Below are 22561 nucleotides of genomic sequence, written 5' to 3'. Positions count from 1 at the left end.
TGATGCGATGGATTCTGGTTTCGATCGCGCTGTTGTTGGCGAGTGCCGACGAACTTGCCGCGCAGGGCAAAGGCATCCGATTGTGGAACCTAACCACCGCGACCATTTCCGGTTTTCAGCTTTCACCCGCCGGCAAGAATGACTGGGGGCCGAACCAGACCCTGAACGACAAGGACAAGGAGGTCGATCACGACGAGCGCCTGCGCATCACCGGCGTGGAACCCGGACGCTACGATGCCAAGGTCAGCTATGCCGGCTCAAAGCAATGCTTTGTGCGCGATATCGAGATCAAGGCGGATGCGGTGTTTTCGATCGCGGACAAGGATTTGAAGGACTGCAAGAAGTAGTGCCTTGCAGCGATCATCTCCGCGGCTCACGCCGTCACGTCAGGATTCAGCCCGCAGGCGTCGCCTTGCCTGCATCCGCCTTGTCGTTGGTGTGCGGATACTCGCAGCGCCATTTGACCGCGTTCCACTTTGGATGCTCGCCGACCCATTGGGCAATATAGGGCGGCGCCGCCATCACGCATTGTTGCAACGAACCGCCCCAGTTGAACACCAGATGGGTCTCTTCGCAGGTGGCCGGTGACAGCACGGCGCATACCGTTACGATCAGATCGATCGGATTCATGCCTGACATCCCTAAATCGTCCATATCACAGAGAGAGACGTATTCGGGGGCGGTAAGTTTCACGCCACCTTGAAAATCCGGATGCCGGGCCGCACCCTTGTGGCCATCAGCGCTAGAAATTGACGCCGAATACCAGCCGCGCCTGGTGGCGTTCGAAATTGACGAGATCCAGCGCCGCGTTCGATCCGGCCTGATGTCCCCAGGCCTGAATGCCCCAGGTGGCGGTCAGCCGCGAGCGCGGCGACAGTTGGAAATAAGCGGTCGGGCCGATAAACAGCGCCTGGCCTGCGAGTTGTTCCAGGCCAATCCCCTCGTATCTTCGGAAGTATCGCGCCTCTCCTCCGAGAAAAATGCCCGGACGTACTTGCGCCATCAGACCGAACGCGGCGCCCACGGTGGATTCCTGCTCCGCCGCGCCGGTGCCGGCCAAGCGGGTCCATTCCGGCTGATAGGTCAGATTGAGTGCGGCGACCGCCACGTTTGGAATCACCTCCCGGTCGATCGCCAGCGTAAAGTCCGTTCCGTAATTCCGCACCACCGCAGCGGTCGTCTCGTCGACGCGGTCGGCGTGGGTTTCCATCGCAAGGGTGAGGCCGAAGGGTGCTGCGTCCTTGTCGAGAAACCGGTAGCGGAAGTCGACGGAAACGCCCTGCCAGGATAATTCGCGGCGATCGTCAAAACCCATCACGCCATTGATGTCGTGCGCCGCAAAGCTGGTTCCCATCTCGACGCGAAAATTGTTGGCGGGCAGGAATTCCAGTTCGAGTTGCTCGCCGACCGCGCGATAGTTGCCGCCGTTCTTGGCAAATCGTCCGGTGGTCTCGCTCTGGAATTCGCGTTCGCCGACGGTGCCGACGTCGGTGCCGATCATAAATCCGAACAGATGCTCGGTATCGATTCCTTCGGCACGAACGCCGCCGGCGAGCAACGCCGAGAGGCACACCGTCGCGGCCCGGAACGTCTTTGCACTGATGGGCATTCACATTCCGAAAGCCATTGGGATGAATGGAAGGAGACAGCACCGCTGCCGACACCTCACCCTATCACAAGGCCAGAACCGGCGGCTAGAGCGGTTTCCACTTGATGTGGGTCACTACGCGTATCCGGCATGTCGAAAGTAGTTCGCGCATTGCTCGGGTGCAAATGTCTTGATGAGCTTGCCGATCAGCTTCATCAGCGTTGTTACGGTGCGAGCGGCACCCTTGCGCAGCGCCGTCTTCAGCTTCGAGAATGCCATTTCGATCGGATTGAGATCCGGCGAGTAGGCCGGCAAATAGCGCACTTTGGCGCCGACCGCTTCGACCGCATGGCGAACGCCGTCGATCTTGTGGGTGCGCAGGTTATCCATGAAGACGATATCGCCTTTGCGCAGCGTCGGCGCGAGGATCTGCTCAACGTAAGCGAGGAACGATGGCCCATCCATGGCGCCGTCAATGACATAAGGCGCCGTCAGGCCATTGATGCGTAGCGCGGCAATGAGCGTCAGCGTCTTCCAGTGGCCGTGCGGCACGCTCGCAACGAGACGCTCACCACGTGGTGAGCGGCCGCGGTGCCGGACCATCTTGGTCGTAACCGCCGTCTCGTCGATGAAGACGAGGCGCGGCGCGTCAAGCTTGGATTGCTCGAGCTTCAGCTCGGCACGCGCTGCAGCGACATCAGGACGATCCTGTTCGGCGGCGTGCAGAGTTTTTTTTGAACGTGATGTCATGGCGTTCGTAGAAACGCCAGACCGAGGTCGTACCGGTTTTCAGCCGCCTCTCGGACTTGAGCCGAGCGCGAATCTCTTCGAGCGTCAAGTCCGGCTCCGCTGCGACCAGATCAAGCAGCCATTGGCGATGCGCCTCGAGCGGCGAGCGACTGTGGCCCGTGCCGGGCAATGCCGCTACACTGCCCGTTGTCGCCCAGCGCTCGATCCAGCGGATTGCGGTCGAGGCGCCGAGACCGAGCACCCGCGCCGCCTCCCGTCTGCTCTCGCCGTCTTCGACAAGCGCGACCGCCCGCGACCTGAGGTCCTTCGAGTATCCCTTCGCCATCGCGCGACCTCACTGTTGCTGTCAAAGCAACCCGAATCTGATTTGCGCGCCTTTGGGAACCCCCTTACTGTTCCGATTCACATCAACCGAAAACCGCTCTAGCGATCGGAACGCTTGATCGCGGCGTTCAGATCGGCTGCAATGCGAGGACTTAAACCTTGGACCTGGCCTTCGACCCGGCCGCCCAGCAATAACAATTGGGAGAAGAGACCAAATGGCAAAAGTTCTCGTGCTGTATAAAACGCCGACGGATCCTGCAGCTTTCGACAAATACTACGCCGCGATTCATATTCCGCTTGCGAAGCAAATTCCTGGCCTGAAGCGATACGACGTCAGTACGGGTGTGGTCAGAACGCCGGCCGGCCCGAGCGGAGTTCACCTGGCCGCGGAGCTGAATTTCGACTCGTTGGATGCGCTCGCCGCCGGCATGGCGTCGCCGCAGGGACAGGCCGCAGCCGCCGATCTCCCCAACTTCGCAACCGGCGGGGTGGATCTCTATCTGTACGATTCAAAGGAAGTGTGAAGGCTTTGCCGCTGTGCTGAGGCCGTGGGTGTAATGCGCCCGTGGGCCGGACGCCTGCCCGACTCCGAGCGGCGGATTGCCGCCGGAGCCGGGCAGATCGTTTCGAATGCAGACTATTTGCGTGCGGCGCAGGCGTACATGTTGATTTCCATGCCCACCGGCACTTCGACAATCTTCGGAGTTTTCCAGGTCATTCCGATCTCCCAACTAGCTTGCAAGTAGTTTGGCGCGATGTCGCGCCGAGGTTGAACCTAGGGCGGCCTCGGAAACAGCGCAAGTACGGAACAGCGCAGGCCAAGCACCTTTGAGAGCCGATACTTCTCTCTTGGACAAAACCATTTCGCTCTTGGACAAATTTCGCTCGGACAAAGCGCGACAGGATATGATTGCCGCAATCGCCGGTCGAACGCGGGTTTCGGGTGGAAAGAGAAATCCAGGCGGTGTTCGATCGCGCGATTCTCCATTCGCGCTGTGTCACAGCGTCGAGATTTTGCGAGGCCACCATGCGATTCCCATACGGAACATCGATCGTCTTCATCTTCGCCATCTGTCTCACATGGTCCGCGGTCGCCCAGAATGCGCGATCGCCTGACCAGCCTGCACCGAACGCGACCGTCCAGCAGGAAACGCTGACCGGCAAGGAGCGGCTCGGGCCGAAGTGGACGGACGAGCAGCGGATCGACAATTGCAAGGTGCCGATCGACAAGCGAGGAACCAAGCCACGGTCGAGCGGCTGTCCCCCTATTCCTACGGGATGAACGGGCACCGGCCAATGCGCAGCGCCAATGAATGGACGATGCCGGCGACGACGCAACCAGTTTGCGCGCGCAGGATTTGCCGAGCGGGTGCTGAAGTTCTGGCTGGCCTGATCTCGATGTTGCTGACCGCGCCTGTCTGCTCGCCGACTCTGGCCGGCGAACCATCCGTCACACCTGCAAGCATGACCCGTATCGGCGAGGTCGACGCACGTTTCCAATCCTACAACATCGAAATGGTCGAAGTGACCGGCGGAAGATTCTGGAAGCCGTACGGTCCGGATCGTTTCGAAGCCGGCTCGGACCTGTTTGCGCAGCGTGCACCGATCGATCTGACCAACACTCGGCTGCGAAAACTCGCCGCCGCGCTGGCTCCGGCCTATCTGCGTGTCAGCGGAACCTGGGCGAACGCCACCTATTTTGCGGATTCGGCCACGGTCCCATCGGCGCCGCCGGCTGGATTCAACGGCGATCTGACCCGTCAGCAGTGGCGCGGCGTGATCGACTTCTCGCACGCCGTCGGAGCACCGATCGTGACGTCGTTCGCGGTCAGCCCGGGCACCCGCGACGCGGCCGGCGTATGGACGCCAGATCAGGCGTCCCGCCTTCTCGCCTATACCGCCTCGGTCGGAGGCCATATCGCGGCCGCAGAATTCATGAACGAACCGAACGTCGCTGCGCCGGGCGTTGCGGCAGCCAGCAATGATGCAGCGGCCTACGGACGCGACTTCAGGATATTCCGTTCGTTCATGAAGCGTGAAGCGTCTGACATCCTGATCCTTGGCCCGGGCATGGCGGGTGAGACGGATGCGGCCGCACGCCTGCTTGCGGCGTCCGGGCTCGGCCTGGATGTTTTCTCGTACCATCACTATGGCGCGTCGTCCGAACGATGCACCGGCACCCGCCCCTCGGATGGTGCGCTTTCGGAACAATGGCTGGCGCGAACCGACCAGACGCTGAATTTCTACCGCCGGCTTCGCGACCGCTACCAGCCGGGCAAGCCGATCTGGTTGACCGAGACCGCGGAAGCCGCCTGCGGCGGCAATCGCCTCGCCGCCACATTCCTCGATACGTTCAGATATCTCGACCAGCTTGGACGATTGGCGAAGGCCGGCGTTCAAATCGTGATGCACAACACGCTCGCGGCCAGCGATTACGGCCTGCTCGACGAGAAAAATTTTGCGCCCCGGCCGAATTACTGGGGCGCGCTGCTGTGGCGGCGGCTGATGGGACCGATCGTGCTCGAGTCCGGCGTGCCGATCCAGGCCGGCCTTCACGTCTATGCGCACTGCCAACATGGCACGCCTGATGGTGTCGGCCTGCTGGTGATCAACACCGACCGCGATGCAGCGCGCGTGCTCAGGCTTGACGCTGCTTCGGAGCGCTACACGCTGGATGCGGCAACGCCGGACGACGGCACCGTGCGCCTGAACGGCCACGCGCTCGAGCTGAGCACAACGGATGATCTTCCGGAGATCACCGGTGATCGGACGCCCGCCGGCCCGCTGACATTCGCGCCGGCGACCATCACCTTCCTGGCCATTCCCGCCGCGGCCAACGCTGCCTGTCGCACGCGCCGTTAAAACGGCGAGTACCGTCAACTCGCCGGATCAATTCGGCACGGCGCGCGATACGCGACCGATCAGACGCCGCCGGGTTGAACGTAGCAAAACACGTATCTGTTGCGGCTCAGGAATACGATGCCATGGCCGGTTGGATTCGATCGATCCCATTTCAGCTTGTTGTTCGGGATTTCGATTTCCGTTCCGGCCTCGATGTGAGGCCGGCCGCGCGGTTCATCGGGCCGATCATCGGTGATGGTCGCATAGGTTTTGCCGTCGCGGACATGGACCTCATCAGCCCAGTAAGCATCGGCCTCGCCGCAGCATGACGCACTTGGAACGTCCGGCTGCATGAGCGCCTGGTACCATTGCTTCAGTGAGGGATCGACGGCGTCCCATTGGCCGAGATCGCGGGCGCTAACATTTGTATTCAAGTAGCCGAAAATACTGAGAAAAAGGATGATGTGCTTCATCCACCTCGCTCCTGGTTTTCCGGCGAGATAGACAAAGCAATGTTCGTGCCGCGAATCAGTCGCGAGGCCCATAAGCCACCCAAATATTGTTGGGTGGCCTGAGTCGGCCTGATCCGGTGCTCGCGGGAGCAAAAGCCTGCGAGTACCGCAGGTTGTACCAGCAATCTGGTATCCCACATCGGGTCGCAATCGCATTTCGCTTTCGCTTGCGTATTGACGCTTTCACCTTTCGGGAAGATTGTTGGCGCGCAGCGTCAGCATAGGCGCGCAAAAATCTGGGAGGGAATGAATGAAACGCCTCGCGCTTGTCGCCAGCCTTGCCATTCTCGCGCCATTCGGTGCGAACGCTCAGACCAATGATCAGTTGGTCAAGGGTGCGACCGATACAGCCAACGTCCTCAACTACGGCATGGGCTATAATCTGCAGCGGTACAGTCCGCTGACGCAGATCAACAAGGATAACGCCAAGAATCTCGTTCCAGTCTGGAACTACAGTTACGCCGATGACCGCAGCGAGGAGTCGCAGCCGCTGGTTTATCAGGGCGTTCTCTACGTTACCACCCACGCCGCCACGATGGCGGTCGATGTCAAGACCGGCAAGCAGATCTGGAAGACCAAGGTCGAGTATCCCCCGGAGACGCCGCGCCTCACATGTTGCGGCATCATCAACCGCGGCGCCGCCATTTTCGATGGCAAACTGTTCCGCACCACGCTCGACGCCAACGTCATCGCGCTCGATGCCAAGACCGGCAAGGAACTTTGGCGTCAGAAGGCGGCCGAGATCAAGGAAGGCTATTCGATGACGGTGGCGCCGCTGGTCGCCGACGGCGTCATCCTGACCGGCATCTCCGGCGCGGAGTTCGGCACCCGCGGCTTCATCGACGGGTGGGATCCGGCGACGGGCAAGCATCTGTGGCGTACCCATACGATTCCAAGTCCGGATGAACCCGGCGGCGACACCTGGAAGGGTGACACCTGGAAACTCGGCGGCGGGTCGACCTGGATCACCGGCTCCTACGATCCCGAGCTGAACACGGTCTATTGGGGCATCGGCAATCCCGGACCGTTCAATTCGGCGGTACGTCCCGGTGACAACCTCTTCACCTGCTCCGTCCTCGCGCTCGACCCGAGGACCGGCAAGACCAAATGGCACTATCAGTTCTCGCCGAACAATCCGTTCGACTACGACGCGGTCGCCGAGATGGTGCTCGCCGACATGACCATCGAGGGCAAACCGACCAAGGTGCTGATGGATGCCAATCGCAACGGCTTCTTCTACGTGCTCGACCGCACCAACGGAAAACTGCTCGCGGCTAATCCCTACGTGAAGGTCAATTGGGCGTCCGGTATCGACATGAAGACCGGCCGTCCGATCGAGACCGACGTCACCAAGGATGCGCGCGACGGCAAAAAGGTCGTGGTGTATCCGTCGATCCTCGGCGGCAAGAATTGGGAACCGATGTCGTTCAATCCGCAGACCGGACTCGCCTACGCCAATACGCTGGCCTTCGGCGGCCACTACAAGACCGAACCCGCAACCTACAAGCAAGGCGAATTCTATCTCGGCATGGATCTGACCGATCTGTGGGAATGGCCGCAAGGCGATGAACCGCGCGGGCATCTCAAGGCCATCGATCCCATGACCGGGAAGACCAAATGGGAAGCGCCGAGCGCCATCCCGCGTTTCTCCGGCGTGATGTCGACGGCCGGCGGGGTCGTGTTCTCCGGTCAGCTGACCGGCGAATTTGAAGCCTTCGACGCCGACAGCGGTAAGAAGCTGTGGAGCTTCCAGACCGGTTCCGGCATCGAAGGACAGCCGGTGACTTGGCAGCAGGACGGTGTGCAGTATGTCGCGGTCTCCAGCGGCTACGGCGGCGTCTATTCGCTGTTCTCCGGCGACGAACGGCTGGCCAAAGTGCCGACCGGCGGGTCATTGTGGGTCTTCGCGGTCAAGAACTGAGCGCGGATCGCACGTGACGAAGAGAGTATCCAAGCGGACGGTGGCGTATTTCGCCGCCGTCGCGGCGACTGCTGTCGCGCAAATGACGATGCCGGTTGCCGCACAACAGGCAGGCGGCGATCAGGCACAAATCGATCTGGGCAAGAGAACCTATGCCCAGAATTGCTCGCACTGCCATGGCCCCAATATGGTCAACTCCGGCACGATCACGCCGGACTTGCGCACATTTCCGGACGACAGGATGCGCTTCGTCACCACGGTCAAACAGGGCAAGAATGGTAAGATGCCGCCTTGGGGCGATATTCTGAGCGAAGACCAGATCGCCGATATCTGGGCCTTTGTAGCGAGCCGGAGGAATCCATGAGGGCCTGGCTTGCGGCATCTGCAGCGGTGCTTCTGCTTAGCGTGACGGCCATGACGGCCGCACGCGCAGCCGATGAGCCGTTGAAAGTCTGTCTCGACGAAGACCTGCCTCCGCTTTCGGCGCATCATCGCGGCCAACCGGACAGCGGGTTCGATGTCGCGCTGGCCCAGGCGATTGCCGACCGGCTCGGCCGGCCGCTCAAAATTCAGTGGTTCGAAAGCAAGCTTGACGAGGATTCGAGCCCTGCGCTCGAAGCCAATGCGCTGCTCTCGGACGGCCGCTGCGCGCTGGTCGGCAGCTATGCCTTCACCAGGGACTCGCTGGTGGCGCCCGGCGTCAAGACCGCAAAGCTACCCGATTTCGAGGGCATCACCCCGCCCGATCGCAAGCGGCGGATTCCGATCGGCGTGCTCGCGCCGAGCCAGCCCTATATCTATTCGCCGCTGACGGTCGTCCTCGGTCCCAAGGCGCGCGACCGCAGAATCACTGATGTCGGCGACCTTGCCGGACTTCGCATCGCCATCGAAAGCGGAACGCTTGGCGACGCCATCCTGATGACGTTCGACAAGGGACGGCTGATCGACGACATCACGCATCTGGTCCCGGGCCGCGACGACCTGCTCGGCGCCGCCGACCGCGGTGATTTCGATGCGAGCCTGCTCGACTTGCGCCGGTTCGACGCCTATCGCGCCGCGCATCCCGAGACCAAACTTGTCGGCTCCGGATATTATTATCCAATCGGCGTCAATCGCGGCTATGTCGGCCTCGCCAGCGACCCCACTCTGCTTGCCGAGGTCAACAAGGCGCTTTCCGATTTGCAGGGCGCAGGAACCATCGCTGAGTTTGCCGGGACGGCGGGCCTCACCTACCTCGCCCCCCGCGAGCCGATCATTCTCGGCGATGTCTGGCTGAAGATACTTCAGAAGTGAGGGCGGATCAGTCGCGGCATTCTACGGCGCGGCGGTTGCCGCAAACCTCATGCACGCGGAGCGGATATCCCGTTCCCTAGGGAACTTCCGGCGACAGGCCGGCGTGCTGCGCCTTGTGGATGGCAGAGGGAACAAATCCAAAATATTTGCGGAAGACGCGGCTGAAATGGGATGAGCTCGAAAAGCCCCAGGAGAATGCGACGTCCGTGATCGTCTTTCCGGCCTGCGTCTCCAGCTCGTGGCGGCAGTTCTGCAGCCTTGTCTGCCAGATATAGTCGCTGACGGTCATGCCGCGGTCGCTGAACAGCATGTGCAGGTAGCGCTTGGTGCAGCCCAGGGCCGCGGATATCTGATCGATGGTCAGATCCGGATCGCGCAGATGTTCGCGGATGAAGCCCTGCGCCCGCACATACATCGCCTCGGGACCGACACGATCGAACATCGTGTCGGCCTCGCGCAGCGGCAACAGCAGCAGATCGATCAGCGAATCGGCGACGCCGGCGGCGTTGTTCGGTGACAGCTTGGTCGCCTCGTCGAACACGGCATGCACGAAGTCATGGGCAATGCGGCCGGTGCCGGTGCGCGCCGAAAGCTTGCACGCCGACATCTTCGACAAACGGAAGCCGCGCTCCAGCAGCAGCTCCTTCGGCACGATGACGACTTCATGCCGCGTGTGGGCCGGACTGACGATGGTATGCGGGCAGGATACATCGTAGGCGAGGCAATCGCCCGGCATCACCACGATCTGGCGGCCATTCTGTTCGAAGTAGGAAATTCCGTGGGTCTGGAACAGGATCTTGACGTAGGGATGTTCGCTTAAGCGTGCCCGCGAAATGGTATGCGCGATCCGGTGCTGGCTCGCCTCGATCTGACAGAGCTTCAACTTCGAAACAGTCGTATAGTTGACCCGTCCTTCGAACGACGACGCCTCCATCGGATCGACGTCAAAGTGACCGCAAAGATCGGTCAGCGCATCTGTCCAACATTGGATCTGCTGCTTCGGCGCCAATCCGGAGGTGCTGAGTGAACGGACTGTATCAGACATTAGCCAGCCACCGATTCGAGATCAGAACGTGAGGCGCGCCACATGAGCGCGATCACGGTGAAGCGTCATTTATCTCAATTTAAAGCGGTCTTGGGGTTTGAGCAGATTCCGTCCCGGTATCCATTTGATAATCCTCCGACTTAGTTTCGGCCCCGTCAAGGGGAACCTAACCGCGGGCTGCGCGTTTGGAGCACGCTCCAGAACGCTGCCGCATCGCGCGGGGTGGAGGCGCCGCCAGCAAAATCCATAGCCGAAAGCTAAATAGTTCGTCTGGTTTCGCTTACGAGCAAACCGGCTTCGCTCTTGGGCAAGTTTCCCGTTTTCGAACGGGATAGGGATATGAACCAAGAAAATAGAAGAACTGGGCCGCTCCGCGGAAACCCACAGCTCATAACTGGGAGGATTTGACGATGCGCAAGGTGCTATTTGCGACCGGTCTTGGCGCGATGGCGGCGTTCGCCGCAGGAAGCGCTACAGCCAACGAAGAACTCAACAAGATGTCGCAGGACCCCAAGGGCTGGGTCATGCCGACGGGTGACTACGCCAATACGCGCTACTCCAAGCTCAACCAGATCAACGCGGCCAATGTCGGCAAGCTGCAGGTCGCCTGGACCTTCTCGACCGGCGTGCTGCGCGGCCACGAAGGTGGGCCGCTGATCATCGGTAACATGATGTACGTCCACACCCCGTTCCCCAACAAGGTCTATGCTCTTGACCTTTCCAAGGACAACCAGATCGTCTGGAAGTACGAACCCAAGCAGGATCCGAACGTCATTCCGGTGATGTGCTGCGACACCGTCAACCGTGGCGTTGCCTATGGCGACGGCAAGATCTTCCTGCATCAGGCCGACACCACCCTGGTTGCGCTGGATGCCAAGACCGGCCAGGTGGTATGGACCGCCAAGAACGGCGATCCCAGCAAGGGCGAGACCGGAACCTCGGCGCCGATGGTGGTCAAGGACAAGGTGCTGGTCGGGATTTCCGGCGGTGAGTTCGGCGTCCAGGCGCATATGACCGCCTATGACATCAAGACCGGCAAGCAGGTCTGGCGGGCGTTCTCGGAAGGACCGGATGACCAGATCCTGGTCGACCCCGAGAAGACCACCGCACTCGGCAAGCCGGTCGGCAAGGATTCCAGCCTGAAGACCTGGCAAGGCGATCAGTGGAAGATCGGCGGCGGCGCCACCTGGGGCTGGACCTCCTACGATCCCGCGCTCAACCTGGTCTACTACGGATCGGGCAATCCCTCGACCTGGAATCCCAAACAGCGTCCCGGCGACAACAAATGGTCGATGACGATCTGGGCGCGTGATCCGGACACCGGCATGGCCAAGTGGGTCTATCAGATGACGCCCCACGACGAATGGGATTATGACGGCGTCAACGAAATGATCCTCAGTGATCAGACGGTCGGCGGCGCCCCGCGCAAGCTGCTGACGCATTTCGATCGTAACGGCCTCGGCTATACGCTCGACCGCGCCACCGGCGAATTGCTGGTTGCCGACAAGTACGATCCGAAGGTCAACTGGACCTCCGGCGTCGACATGGACAAGAACTCGCCGACCTATGGCCGTCCGAAGGTTGTCGATGCGTACTCGACCGACAAGCAGGGCGAGGACCACAACAACAAGGGTATCTGCCCGGCCGCGCTCGGCTCCAAGGACGAGCAGCCGGCAGCCTACTCTCCGGACACGCAGCTGTTCTACGTGCCGACCAACCACGTCTGCATGGACTATGAGCCGTTCAAGGTGAGCTACACCGCCGGCCAGCCCTATGTCGGGGCGACGCTGTCGATGTATCCGCCTCCCGGCGAAACCAACATGGGCAACTTCATTGCCTGGGATGGCAAGACCGGCAAGATCGCATGGTCGAACAAGGAGCAGTTCTCGGTCTGGTCGGGAGCACTCGCGACCGCCGGCGGCGTGGTGTTCTACGGCACGCTGGAAGGCTACCTGAAGGCGGTCGATGCCAAGACGGGCAAGGAACTGTACAAGTTCAAGACCCCGTCCGGGATCATCGGCAACGTCACGACCTATGAGCAGGGCGGACGGCAGTATGTGGCCGTGTTGTCCGGCGTCGGCGGCTGGGCGGGTATCGGCCTTGCGGCCGGTCTGACCGATCCGACCGCGGGCCTCGGTGCTGTCGGTGGTTACGCTGCGCTGAGCAACTACACCGCGCTCGGCGGAGCCCTCACGGTGTTCGCGCTGCCGCAGTGAGCTGAACCTCGTTCCGGCGCATGGGTGGTTTCCCATGCGCCGGTTCCTCTCCATCTGACATCGAGGACAAGCTCTTGCGTAACATCTGGTTTGTGGCTGCTGCGATCATCCTCGCGGCATCAGGAAAAACTGTCTTCGCTGAAGACGCGGCCGATCTGGCCGCCGTCAAATCCGAGGACGGCAAATATCTGGACAAGGAAGGCAACCCGACCTTCAAGGTCGCCGCCGACGGCACCGTGGACTGGTACACCTATTCCGGCTACCGCCGTTATCATTCGGAATGCCACGTCTGCCATGGCCCCGACGGAATGGGATCGACCTATGCGCCGGCGTTGAAGGACTCGCTCAAGACCATGAGCTATGCCGACTTCCTCGGCGTGGTCGCAAGCGGCCGCAAGAACGTCACCTCGTCGCAGGAGAACGTGATGCCCGCGTTCGGCGATAATCCAAATGTCGCCTGCTACATGGATGACCTCTACGTTTATCTGCGGGCCCGCGCCAATGATGCCGTCGGACGCGTGCGTCCGGCGAAGCACGAAGACAAGACCGAGGCCTATGCCAAAGCGGAAAATTCGTGCATGGGCCACTGAACGTGCCAGGGACGGATCGAAGTGCGGATAACGACATGTTTTACGGTTTGGAGATACTACGATGAAGACACGCGCCGCCGTCGCTTTTGCGGCAAAGAAGCCGCTCGAAATCGTCGAACTTGACCTCGAAGGGCCGAAGGCCGGTGAAGTCCTTGTCGAAATCAAGGCGACCGGAATCTGCCACACCGACGCCTACACGCTCGACGGCTTCGACAGCGAAGGAATCTTTCCGTCGATCCTCGGCCATGAAGGCGCCGGTATCGTTCGCGAGGTCGGTCCGGGCGTGATTTCGGTGAAGCCGGGCGATCACGTGATCCCGCTTTACACGCCCGAATGCCGCCAGTGCAAAAGCTGCCTGAGCCAGAAGACCAACCTCTGCACCGCGATCCGCGCCACCCAGGGCAAGGGGCTGATGCCCGACGGCACCTCGCGCTTCAAATACAAGGGCGAGACCGTCTTCCATTATATGGGCTGCTCGACGTTTTCGAACTTCACCGTGCTGCCGGAAATCGCGGTGGCGAAAATCCGCGAAGACGCTCCCTTCGACAAGAGCTGCTACATCGGCTGCGGCGTGACGACCGGCGTCGGCGCCGTGGTCAACACCGCCAAGGTCACGCCCGGTTCGAATGTGGTCGTGTTCGGGCTCGGCGGAATCGGACTCAACGTCATTCAGGGCGCCAAGATGGTGGGTGCCGACAAGATCATCGGCGTCGACATCAACGATTCCAAGGATAATTGGGGCCGCCAGTTCGGCATGACGCACTTCGTCAATCCGAAAAAGGTCGAGGGCGACATCGTCCAGCACCTGGTGACGCTCACCGATGGCGGCGCCGACTACACCTTCGACTGCACCGGCAATACCACCGTGATGCGCCAGGCGCTCGAGGCGTGCCATCGCGGCTGGGGCGTCTCGGTGGTGATCGGCGTGGCGGAATCCGGCAAGGAGATCGCCACCCGGCCGTTCCAGCTCGTGACCGGCCGGGTGTGGAAGGGCACCGCGTTCGGCGGCGCCCGTGGCCGCACCGACGTGCCGAAGATCGTCGACTGGTACATGAACGGCAAAATCCAGATCGATCCGATGATCACCCACACGCTCAAGCTGGAGGAGATCAACACGGGATTCGACTTGATGCACGAGGGCAAGTCGATCCGATCGGTCGTCGTATTCTAAACCCAAACGTCCAAACAAGGAGGAGAGGCCTATGACTGTTCATATCCACCCATCCGTTGACAGCGGTGTAATGAAGGGTACTGGCAGCTTTGCCGGCGGAACCCTTGTCTGCAAATGCCAGGACAAGCCGGTCAAGGTCGGCATCAAGGGCGATGTCGCCCACAACCACGCCTGCGGCTGTACCAAATGCTGGAAGCCCGAAGGGGCGACCTTCTCGGTGGTCGCCGTCGTGCCACGCGAGAACGTGACCGTGCTCGAAAACGGCGACAAGCTGCAAATCGTGGATACCTCCGCGGCTATCCAGCGGCACGCCTGCAAGGCCTGCGGCACGCATATGTACGGCCGCATCGAGAACAAGGGCCATCCGTTCTATGGCCTCGACTTCATCCACCCCGAACTGTTCCAGGAAAGCGGCTCGGCCGCCCCGGGGTTCGCGGCGTTTGTATCGTCGGTGATCGAGTCGGGCGTCAGTCCGTCGGAGATGCCGGGCATCCGATCGCGTCTCAAGGAACTCGGGCTCGAGCCCTATGATTGCCTGTCTCCGGCGCTGATGGATGCGATCGCCACCCACGTGGCGAAATCGCGAGCCATGGCGGCCTGACCGGACGACCGCGCGCGACTGCCGGTGGTGGGCGCCACCACCGGCGGAGCCGCGACCAATTCACGCGACGCCTTCGCGAGATCCGCCAGGGGCGATTCTCGACGACGATGTTGCGTGTGCCCAATATCTGCCCTGCGCCATTGGCGGCCCGTAAAATAAAACCCGATTGTGCGAAACGGAAGCTTCCTGGGCGCAAGTCGCGATGGCAAGAACTTATCTCGCACCGCAGTGTAAGGCCCGCTGACCAAAGCCGCGCCGCCGCGACAACAGCCCAGCTTTCGCCAAATACAGATGCAAGACAACGCGTTGTGAAGTCGATTTTCGCTGGTTTTCTGTTAGTGTCCGGGCACGCCGATCGCGCCAGGCGCGCGCCCCCTTGAAAAAGCAAAAAATCAAGACAGGAGGATGCCCGACACAAAAACCCAAGCCGATCCTACGGTGTCGTCAGCGGCTTCTCAGGGAGTTCGCTTTCCGCCGGATCATGCGAGCAGACTCACTGCGAGAAAACTCATTGCAAGAAGACTCATGGCAACGGCGCTGAGCGGTCAGGAAATATGTTCTCGCTCACGTCGAAAAAATATCGGCAGCTTATGAAGAGCGAGGGACGATCATGATCAAGATGAAGATTAACGGCGAGGAACGAACCTGGGACGGCGACCCGGATCTTCCATTACTCTGGTTTCTCCGCGACGAAGCCGGCTTGACGGGCACGAAATTTGGCTGCGGCGAGGCGCTCTGCGGCGCATGCACCGTCATCGTCGACAAGCAGGCCGTGCGCGCCTGCATCACTTCGGTTTCCGACGTGGTCGGCCGCGAAGTGACCACCATCGAAGGCCTTCATCCCACCGGCGATCACGCGGTTCAAAAAGCCTGGCGTCAGGTCAACGTCCCGCAATGCGGTTATTGCCAGGCCGGCCAGATCATGCAGGCCGCTGCCCTGCTGATACAAAATCCAAAACCGTCCCACGACCAGATAGTTGAAGCGATGTCCGGCAACATCTGCCGCTGCGGCGCTTACCAGCGGATCGAAAACGCCGTGCGTCTCGCATCGACGGGGGTGTGACCATGAACATCATTATGAACCCAAAAAAACTCCGTGGCTTTGAACAGTTCATCAAGGTCAAGGTCGAGAACGTATCGCGTCGCAGCATCCTGAAAGGCCTTGGCATTGCCGGCGGCTTCGTGCTCGCGGCTCCCGTGATGTCACGCCCGGCCTTTGCGGCCTACAAGACCGGCGCGGACAAGATGCCACACGGCACCGTGGTCGATCCGCGCGTGTTCGTGGCCATCGCCCCGGATGGAATCGTGACCATCGTGGCGCACCGCGCCGAAATGGGAACGGGTGTCCGGACCAGCCTGCCGTTGATCGTGGCCGAGGAAATGGAAGCCGATTGGTCGCGCGTCAAGGTCACCCAGGCGCCCGGCGACGAGGTCAAGTTCGGCAATCAGGATACCGACGGCTCGCGCAGCACGCGGCACTATCTGATGCCGATGCGCCAGATCGGCGCGTCGGCGCGCACCATGCTTGAAGCCGCCGCCGCCAAGCGCTGGGGCGTGCCGGTAACCGAGGTCAAGGCCACCAATCACGAGGTGGTCCATTCGGCCAGTGGCCGCCATCTCGGATTCGGCGATCTGGCTGCCGACGCCGCCAAGGAAGCGGTGCCGAGCCTCGAAGGTTTGAAGCTGAAAGACCCGAAGGATTTCCGCTATCTCGGCAAAGGCCAGATCGGCATCGTCGACCTTCACGACATTACGACCGGAAAAGCCCATTACGGCAGCGACACCCGCCTTCCCGGCATGAAGTATGCCGTGATCGCGCGACCGCCGGTCACCGGCGGCAAGCTTGTGTCCTTTGACGCAAAGGATGCGATGAAGGTCTCCGGCGTCGAAAAGGTCATGGAGGTGCAGGGCTGGCCCTGGCCGTCCAAGTTCCAGCCGCTCGGCGGCGTCGCGGTGATCGCGCGCAACACCGGTGCGGCGATCAAGGGACGCGACGCGCTGAAGATCGTCTGGGACGACGGGGCCAACGGCAAGTACGAGTCGGTGGCCTATCGGGCCGAACTCGAGGCAGCCGCGCGCAAACCCGGTTTGGTCGTGCGCAAGGAAGGCGACGTCGATGCCGCGCTGAAAACCGCCGACAAGGTCATTGTCGGCGAGTATTACCTGCCCCACCTCGCGCATGTGAGCATGGAGCCCCCGGTTGCGGTCGCCGACGTCAGGGATGGCAAGGCCGAAATCTGGGCGCCCGTGCAAAGCGCCGGCGGCACGCGCGAGGACGCCGCCAAGACGCTGGGAATCCCCGAAGACAAGGTGACCGTCAACGTCACCCTGCTGGGTGGCGGATTCGGGCGCAAATCGAAATGCGATTTCGCGCTCGAGGCAGCCCTGCTCTCAAAGGCGCTCGGCGCGCCGATCATGGTGCAATGGACGCGGGAGGACGACGTTCGTCACGACTTCCTGCACACGGTCTCGGTAGAACGTATCGAGGCCGGGCTCGACAAGAACGGCAAGGTGATCGCCTGGCGCCACCGCAGCGTCGCGCCGTCCATCGCCTCGACCTTCGCACCCAACACGGTGCATCAGGCAGCCTTTGAACTCGGCATGGGGTTGATCGACATGCCGTTCGAGATCGCCAACATCCAGTGCGAAAATCCGGAAGCCGCCGCGCATACCCGCATCGGCTGGTTCCGCTCGGTGTCGAATATCCCGCGGGCGTTTGCGGTCCAATCCATGGTCGGCGAGCTGGCGCACGCCACCAACCGCGATCAGAAGGATATGCTGCTGGAACTGATCGGCTCACCGCGGATCGTCAGTCTCGCCTCGGTGAAAGATCCCTGGAACTATGGCGAGCCCTACGACAGCTATCCGGTCGACACCGCACGCCTGCGCAAAGTGGTCGAACTCGTCGCCGACAAGGGCGGCTGGGGACGGTCGGTGCCCAAAGGCAGCGGGCTCGGCATTGCCGTGCACCGGAGCTTCGTCAGTTATATCGCGACCATTGTCGAGGTCGCCGTTGACGCCAAGGGCAAGCTCACGGTGCCGCGGGTCGATACCGCGATCGATTGCGGAACCTATGTCAACCCGGAGCGCATCGAGTCCCAGATCGAAGGCGCCGCCATCATGGGGCTCAGTCTCGCCAAATACGGCGAGATCACCTTCAAGGACGGCAAGGTGCAGCAGGGCAACTACGATACCTACCCCGTGATCCGGATGGACGAGTCGCCGCTGGTGACAAACGTCTACATCGTACCGCCCGGCCCCGATACCCCGCCGAGCGGCGTCGGCGAACCCGGCGTGCCGCCGTTCGCACCGGCGTTGATCAACGCCATCTTTGCCGCCACCGGAAAACGCATCCGAAGCTTGCCGATCGGCAAGCAACTGGAGGCGTAAGACGACATCGCGCGCCTGGCGCGCGCGCCAATCAAAAAAGGGCGGCGAACATCTTGTCCGCCGCCCTTTTCTTTCCGCCTTGGCTCCTACCCCAGGGCAGGTTCGATCCGCAGGTTCGATCCGCCGACTACTTCTTGACCGCGAACACCCAGACGACGCCGCCTTGCGGCACGTTATTCTCGACGCCGATATTATTGGTGGTCGCCAACGCGTCCTGGATACGCTGTGCGTCGACACCCCAGCCCGACTGGACCGCGATGTATTCCGTGCCGTCCACCTCATAGGCGACCGGCATGCCCATGATGCCGGAGTTGGTCTTCTGCTCCCATAGCAATTCGCCGGTCTTGGCATGATAGGCGCGGAACATCCGGTCGTTGGTGCCACCGACCAGAACGAGATCGCCGGCGGTCGCCGTCACCGAACCGAACAGCTGCGATTTGGGGTAGTTCTGTTGCCAGACCTTCTTTCCGGTCGCCGGATCCCACGCCTGCAGTTCACCGTAATGATCGGCGCCGGGCTTCACCTTCAGGCCGATATCCTCCGGCTTGGTCCCAAGCCAAAGCTGGCCGGGAACCAGCGGCACCTTCTCGCCGGTAAAACCGCCGCAGAAATTATCGTTGGCGGGAACGTAGACGAAGCGGGTCTTCGGGCTATAGGCCGCCGACGGCCAATCCTTGCCGCCCCACAATGACGGGCAGAACTCGATCCGCGTACCCATGACCGGCTTATGCGCGGGATCGACGATCGGCTTGCCGGTCTCGGCCTCGATGCCTTTCCAGACATCGGTTTGAACGAAGGGCCAGCCAGCGACATAGTTGATCTTGTCCGCCTGGCGTTCCAGCACCCAGAAGATCGCGTCGCGCCCGGGATGAATGAGGCTCTTGAAGGAGCGGCCATCCCGTTGCAGGTCGATCAGGATCGGCGCCTCCACCTCGTCCCAGTCCCAGGAATCGTTTTGATGGTACTGGTGGTAGGCCTTGATCTTGCCGGTGTTGGGATCCAGTCCGAGCACCGAACTTGTGTAGAGGTTGTCGCCCGGGTGCGTTGAGCCGGGCCAGGGCGCGGCGTTTCCGACGCCCCAGTAGATGGTCTTGGTGTCGGTGTCGTAATTGCCCGTCATCCACGCCGATCCGCCACCCGTCTTCCAGTCGTCGCCGCTCCAGGTGTCATGGCCGGGCTCACCTTCGCCGGGAATGGTGAAGGTCCGCCACAGTTCCTTGCCGTCATTGGCGTCGAACGCGACGACATAGCCGCGCACGCCGAATTCGCCGCCGGAACCGCCGACGATGACCTTGCCGTCGACGACCAGCGGCATCAGGGTCAGGTACTGACCCTTCTTGTAGTCCTGGACCTTGGTGTCCCAGAGAACCTTGCCGGTCTTGGCATCGAGCGCCACGACATGATCGTCGGTCGTGGCCAGGTACAGCTTGTCCTGCCACAAGCCGACGCCGCGGCTGGTCGGATGCAACTGGAAGAGATCGTCGGGGAGCTGGCGTTTATAGCGCCAGTACTCGTCGCCGGTCCTGGCGTTGATGGCGATCACCTGCCCCATCGGGGTCGCGACGAACATCACGCCATTGTTGACGATCGGCGGCGCCTCGTGGCCTTCGACCACTCCGGTCGAGAAGGTCCATACCGGCGTCATGCTCTTGACGTTGGTGGTGTTGATCTGGTCGAGCGGGCTGTAGCCCTGCCCGTCATAGGTCCGGCGATAGAGCATCCAGTTGCCGGGTTCGGGATTTTCGAGCCGGGCCGATGTCACCGGGCTGTAATTCTCGATCGGACCGGCGCCGGCGGTGGTTGAGACAAGGCATGTGAACGCGACGGTGCCAGACAATAGCCATTGCTTCGTGGTCATGGACGCTACCTCCCTGCTTGTTTTTCACTTGTTTCAGTGTTGCGCGGAATCCGACCCGGGCTGCCGTCAACCCGGCTGCTGTACCCCTACCTTTCCAACAAATGTTGCAGCTACCGTGAAGTAACCATCGGCTGTCGTCAGCGGAAGCGCGGCAAGCCGCCGCGGCGCCGGTCCGAATACGACTTGCGCGCTTTGTCGCGGATCAAATTCGGAATTGTGACAGAAGCATTTGAAAACGTTCTTGTCGCCCGTCGCGCCCTTCACCCAGCCGGTGATGGGACATCCGGCGTGGGTGCACGTATCCGAATACGCGACGATGCCGTCGGCAAACCGCGCGCGCGTTTCGTCATCGAGTTCGGCCGGATCGAGCCTGATGACCAGCACCTCGTTCAACCGGGAACCCTTGCGGACGACGGAGGTTTTTGGATCCTTTGGCCAGGCGCGCACCGGCGGACCGCCGAGCTTCAGATCCTCGGGCTTGATGACTTCGCCCGTACGTTCGCCTTCGGCGAAAACCAGGACGTCGGCTTTTTGAGGTCGCTCGTCGCTGCCGGGCTGATCCTCGTCGGCACGGGCCGATGGTGACGCCGCCGCGCCCGCCGCCGTGGCGAGCACCGCCAGGATCACCGTGCGCCGTGTCTGATCAGAAGACGATGACATTGCCGTCTCGCGTTCTGCACTGATGCCTGCCGTCGATGCTGCAGTGCGTGACCGGATTTAGAGATGACTCAAGCTGAACGGTCGAACTCGGCCAAAAAGAGGCGACGGACGATTTTTGTCACGCGACCTGCAATTTTCCGATGATACAACCTTAGCAAGAATACTATTTCCACTCCAATCAAATCATACTGCAGAAAATGACGTCATGCACCATTTCGCAGATCAGCTCGAATGCACGCGCGGCGCGTTACAGCGCGGCCCGAATGCGTATCGGTCAGGATTTGTGGAACCTTTTAAACATCGGGAAGTTAACGTCGACGCGCTTTGTGCCCTGCATCCACATCGTCCCTGGTCAACGACCGCCAAGACGCCGATGCCCGGTAAAATACCGGTTGGTCTGTAGGGCTCTGCTTTCGGGTTCGCCTTTTGACGCCGCAACGGTTTCACTGTGAACCGGCGGCCTCGCTGAAGAACTTTTCGAACTTGCCGTCCAGGCCTTCAAACTCCTCGGCGTCGGAGAGCGCCTCTTTCTTGTCGGAGATATTGGGCCAGACCACGGCAAATCTTGCGTTCAAGGCCAGCCATTTTTCCAGGCCCGGCTCGGTATCCGCCTTGATCGCATCCGCCGGACATTCGGGTTCACAGACGCCGCAATCGATGCACTCGTCGGGGTGTATCACCAGCATGTTGTCCCCCTCGTAGAAGCAATCGACGGGACATACCTCGACGCAGTCGGTGTATTTGCACTTGATGCAGGCTTCGGTGACGACATACGTCATCTGACGCTCCGGACTATCGCGGCTTCAAGAAATCCGCGAGGCGACTACGCGCCCGATTTTGCCTTACCGGCGGCGATCCGCTGCAGCCCCCAGCGCGCGTTCTTCCTGACTTCGGGATCGGGATCATTGGCCACGAGCACGAGATACGGTTCGGCCGCCGCGTCGGCAATCTCGCCTAGTGCCGCGGCCGCTTCCTTGCGCAGATTGGCCTGCTCGTGGGTGATGCATTTGCCGATCGGATGGACCGCCCGCTCGATCTTCATCTTGCCGAGGCTTCGGATCGCCTTGAGCCGCACCTGCCAGAAATCGTCCGCCAGCGCTGCTATCAGTTGATCCGCCGCCACCGAGCCGTTGGCATTCTGGCCAAGCGTCTCCGCCGCCATCTCGCGGACCATCCAGTCGTCATCGCCCAACGTGCGGGTGATCGATTCGGCCGCGGGCTTCATCTGCGAAAACGCCAGCGCGCTGACCGCCGCCCGCCGGACATGGGAATCGGAATCGCCGGTGGAAGCCGTCAGCGCGGGAATCGACTCTTCCAGCTTCAGGAAGCCGATGACGCCGATCGCCTGGACGCGGACCGCGGCATCGCTGTCCCTGAGCGCTTCGAGCGCGGGTTTAAGCGTATCCTTGCGCCGCAATTCCTTCAGCGCCCGCAGCGCGCCCATGCGGACGAAGGCGTGGCCGTGCTTGACCAGCGGCAATATCGCGTCGGCGCAGGCCGGATCCTTGAACTCGGCCATGCTGTCGGCCGCAGCGGACGCCACCGCCTGCTCCGGATCGACCAGCAGTCTCGCCAAGGCAGCCGCCGACTCCGGCCCATCGAATTCCCCGAGCGCCATTGCCACCTGCTGACGCACGCCGGCGTCGGGGTCGGAGACCATATTGGCGAGATGTCCGACCGCGGCCGGATCCCCGGAATGGCCGAGCGCGATGATGGCGACGCGACGTTCGGCCGGATCGGCCGCCTGAAGGCGTTCATCGGCGTCCTCGAGATCGTCGTAGGATTCGAAAGGGCCCGACAT

General features: G+C 61.6%; 23 protein-coding genes. 13 read left to right on the top strand and 10 right to left on the bottom strand.

What is annotated here, in order from left to right:
* Positions 1–2: 2 nt before the first annotated feature.
* On the top strand, positions 3–347 hold the full coding sequence (locus NL528_RS17525) for a hypothetical protein (protein ID WP_309183943.1): 345 nt from the start codon (positions 3–5) through the stop codon (positions 345–347).
* 46 nt (positions 348–393) lie between these two features.
* Here the strand turns inward: NL528_RS17525 and NL528_RS17520 are convergent, their stop codons facing one another.
* The 3 genes from NL528_RS17520 to NL528_RS17510 form a co-directional block, all read right to left on the bottom strand.
* Positions 394–630, bottom strand: coding sequence for a hypothetical protein (locus NL528_RS17520; protein WP_309183942.1), 237 nt, complete (start codon positions 628–630; stop codon positions 394–396).
* Positions 631–742: 112 nt separating this feature from the next.
* Positions 743–1609, bottom strand: coding sequence for a hypothetical protein (locus NL528_RS17515; protein WP_309183941.1), 867 nt, complete (start codon positions 1607–1609; stop codon positions 743–745).
* Between the two features lie 114 nt (positions 1610–1723).
* Positions 1724–2663 (bottom strand): IS630 family transposase gene (locus NL528_RS17510; RefSeq protein WP_309177575.1). Its coding sequence is split into 2 segments (ribosomal slippage): positions 1724–2323 and positions 2325–2663, totalling 939 coding nucleotides; the frame shifts between segments, so codons are not numbered across the junction.
* Between the two features lie 214 nt (positions 2664–2877).
* Between NL528_RS17510 and NL528_RS17505 the strand changes: the two genes are divergently transcribed.
* On the top strand, positions 2878–3186 hold the full coding sequence (locus tag NL528_RS17505; protein ID WP_309183940.1) for an EthD family reductase: 309 nt from the start codon (positions 2878–2880) through the stop codon (positions 3184–3186).
* A gap of 113 nt (positions 3187–3299) precedes the next feature.
* On the opposite strand, the gene pqqA is transcribed toward NL528_RS17505, so the two are convergent.
* Complete coding sequence (gene pqqA / locus NL528_RS17500) at positions 3300–3380, bottom strand: pyrroloquinoline quinone precursor peptide PqqA (RefSeq protein WP_035721241.1); 81 nt, start codon at positions 3378–3380, stop codon at positions 3300–3302.
* A gap of 309 nt (positions 3381–3689) precedes the next feature.
* Here pqqA and NL528_RS17495 point away from each other — a divergent pair, with 309 nt between their 5' ends.
* A complete protein-coding gene (locus tag NL528_RS17495; RefSeq protein WP_309183939.1) occupies positions 3690–3944 on the top strand; it encodes a hypothetical protein in 255 nt (84 codons plus the stop codon).
* A gap of 14 nt (positions 3945–3958) precedes the next feature.
* On the top strand, positions 3959–5524 hold the full coding sequence (locus NL528_RS17490) for a hypothetical protein (protein WP_309183938.1): 1566 nt from the start codon (positions 3959–3961) through the stop codon (positions 5522–5524).
* 59 nt (positions 5525–5583) lie between these two features.
* Here the strand turns inward: NL528_RS17490 and NL528_RS17485 are convergent, their stop codons facing one another.
* Positions 5584–5976 carry a hypothetical protein gene (locus NL528_RS17485; protein ID WP_309183937.1) on the bottom strand — a complete coding sequence of 131 codons (393 nt, stop codon included), beginning with the start codon at positions 5974–5976 and terminating at the stop codon, positions 5584–5586.
* A 289-nt stretch (positions 5977–6265) separates the two neighbouring features.
* Between NL528_RS17485 and NL528_RS17480 the strand changes: the two genes are divergently transcribed.
* The 3 genes from NL528_RS17480 to NL528_RS17470 are packed head-to-tail and all read left to right on the top strand — an operon-like array spanning position 6266 to position 9229.
* Positions 6266–7936, top strand: coding sequence for a methanol/ethanol family PQQ-dependent dehydrogenase (locus NL528_RS17480; protein WP_309183936.1), 1671 nt, complete (start codon positions 6266–6268; stop codon positions 7934–7936).
* A gap of 13 nt (positions 7937–7949) precedes the next feature.
* Complete coding sequence (locus NL528_RS17475) at positions 7950–8300, top strand: cytochrome c (RefSeq protein ID WP_309183935.1); 351 nt, start codon at positions 7950–7952, stop codon at positions 8298–8300.
* Positions 8297–9229 (top strand): transporter substrate-binding domain-containing protein, encoded by a 933-nt coding sequence (locus tag NL528_RS17470; RefSeq protein ID WP_309183934.1) that lies wholly within the window; start codon positions 8297–8299, stop codon positions 9227–9229. The genes NL528_RS17475 and NL528_RS17470 overlap by 4 nt, the downstream gene beginning before the upstream one ends.
* A 76-nt stretch (positions 9230–9305) precedes the next feature.
* Here the strand turns inward: NL528_RS17470 and NL528_RS17465 are convergent, their stop codons facing one another.
* Positions 9306–10274: a helix-turn-helix domain-containing protein gene (locus tag NL528_RS17465; RefSeq protein ID WP_309183932.1), complete on the bottom strand. Its 969-nt coding sequence runs from the start codon at positions 10272–10274 to the stop codon at positions 9306–9308.
* Between the two features lie 410 nt (positions 10275–10684).
* Between NL528_RS17465 and xoxF5 the strand changes: the two genes are divergently transcribed.
* From xoxF5 to NL528_RS17435, 6 genes are all read left to right on the top strand, one after another.
* Positions 10685–12490 (top strand): lanthanide-dependent methanol dehydrogenase XoxF5, encoded by a 1806-nt coding sequence (gene xoxF5 / locus NL528_RS17460; protein WP_309183931.1) that lies wholly within the window; start codon positions 10685–10687, stop codon positions 12488–12490.
* Between the two features lie 74 nt (positions 12491–12564).
* Complete coding sequence (locus NL528_RS17455) at positions 12565–13080, top strand: c-type cytochrome, methanol metabolism-related (RefSeq protein ID WP_309183929.1); 516 nt, start codon at positions 12565–12567, stop codon at positions 13078–13080.
* A 61-nt stretch (positions 13081–13141) separates the two neighbouring features.
* Entirely contained in the window at positions 13142–14251 is a 1110-nt protein-coding gene (locus NL528_RS17450; protein ID WP_309183928.1) for an S-(hydroxymethyl)glutathione dehydrogenase/class III alcohol dehydrogenase, read from the top strand.
* Positions 14252–14282: 31 nt separating this feature from the next.
* A complete protein-coding gene (gene gfa, locus NL528_RS17445; protein ID WP_309183927.1) occupies positions 14283–14852 on the top strand; it encodes an S-(hydroxymethyl)glutathione synthase in 570 nt (189 codons plus the stop codon).
* Positions 14853–15462: 610 nt separating this feature from the next.
* Positions 15463–15915 (top strand): 2Fe-2S iron-sulfur cluster-binding protein, encoded by a 453-nt coding sequence (locus tag NL528_RS17440; RefSeq protein ID WP_309183925.1) that lies wholly within the window; start codon positions 15463–15465, stop codon positions 15913–15915.
* A gap of 2 nt (positions 15916–15917) precedes the next feature.
* Positions 15918–18242 carry a molybdopterin cofactor-binding domain-containing protein gene (locus tag NL528_RS17435; protein WP_309183924.1) on the top strand — a complete coding sequence of 775 codons (2325 nt, stop codon included), beginning with the start codon at positions 15918–15920 and terminating at the stop codon, positions 18240–18242.
* A gap of 127 nt (positions 18243–18369) precedes the next feature.
* Here the strand turns inward: NL528_RS17435 and NL528_RS17430 are convergent, their stop codons facing one another.
* The 4 genes from NL528_RS17430 to NL528_RS17415 form a co-directional block, all read right to left on the bottom strand.
* Complete coding sequence (locus NL528_RS17430) at positions 18370–20100, bottom strand: methanol/ethanol family PQQ-dependent dehydrogenase (protein WP_309183923.1); 1731 nt, start codon at positions 20098–20100, stop codon at positions 18370–18372.
* Between the two features lie 66 nt (positions 20101–20166).
* Positions 20167–20760, bottom strand: coding sequence for a Rieske (2Fe-2S) protein (locus NL528_RS17425; RefSeq protein WP_309183922.1), 594 nt, complete (start codon positions 20758–20760; stop codon positions 20167–20169).
* A gap of 443 nt (positions 20761–21203) precedes the next feature.
* Positions 21204–21539 carry a ferredoxin FdxA gene (fdxA, locus tag NL528_RS17420; RefSeq protein ID WP_309183921.1) on the bottom strand — a complete coding sequence of 112 codons (336 nt, stop codon included), beginning with the start codon at positions 21537–21539 and terminating at the stop codon, positions 21204–21206.
* A 44-nt stretch (positions 21540–21583) separates the two neighbouring features.
* Entirely contained in the window at positions 21584–22561 is a 978-nt protein-coding gene (locus NL528_RS17415; protein WP_309183920.1) for a HEAT repeat domain-containing protein, read from the bottom strand.

Source organism: Bradyrhizobium sp. Ash2021, from assembly GCF_031202265.1.
In the GTDB taxonomy this organism is placed as follows: domain Bacteria; phylum Pseudomonadota; class Alphaproteobacteria; order Rhizobiales; family Xanthobacteraceae; genus Bradyrhizobium.
Note: the sequence above shows the minus strand (reverse complement) of the source record. Positions and strands in the feature narration are given on the sequence as shown.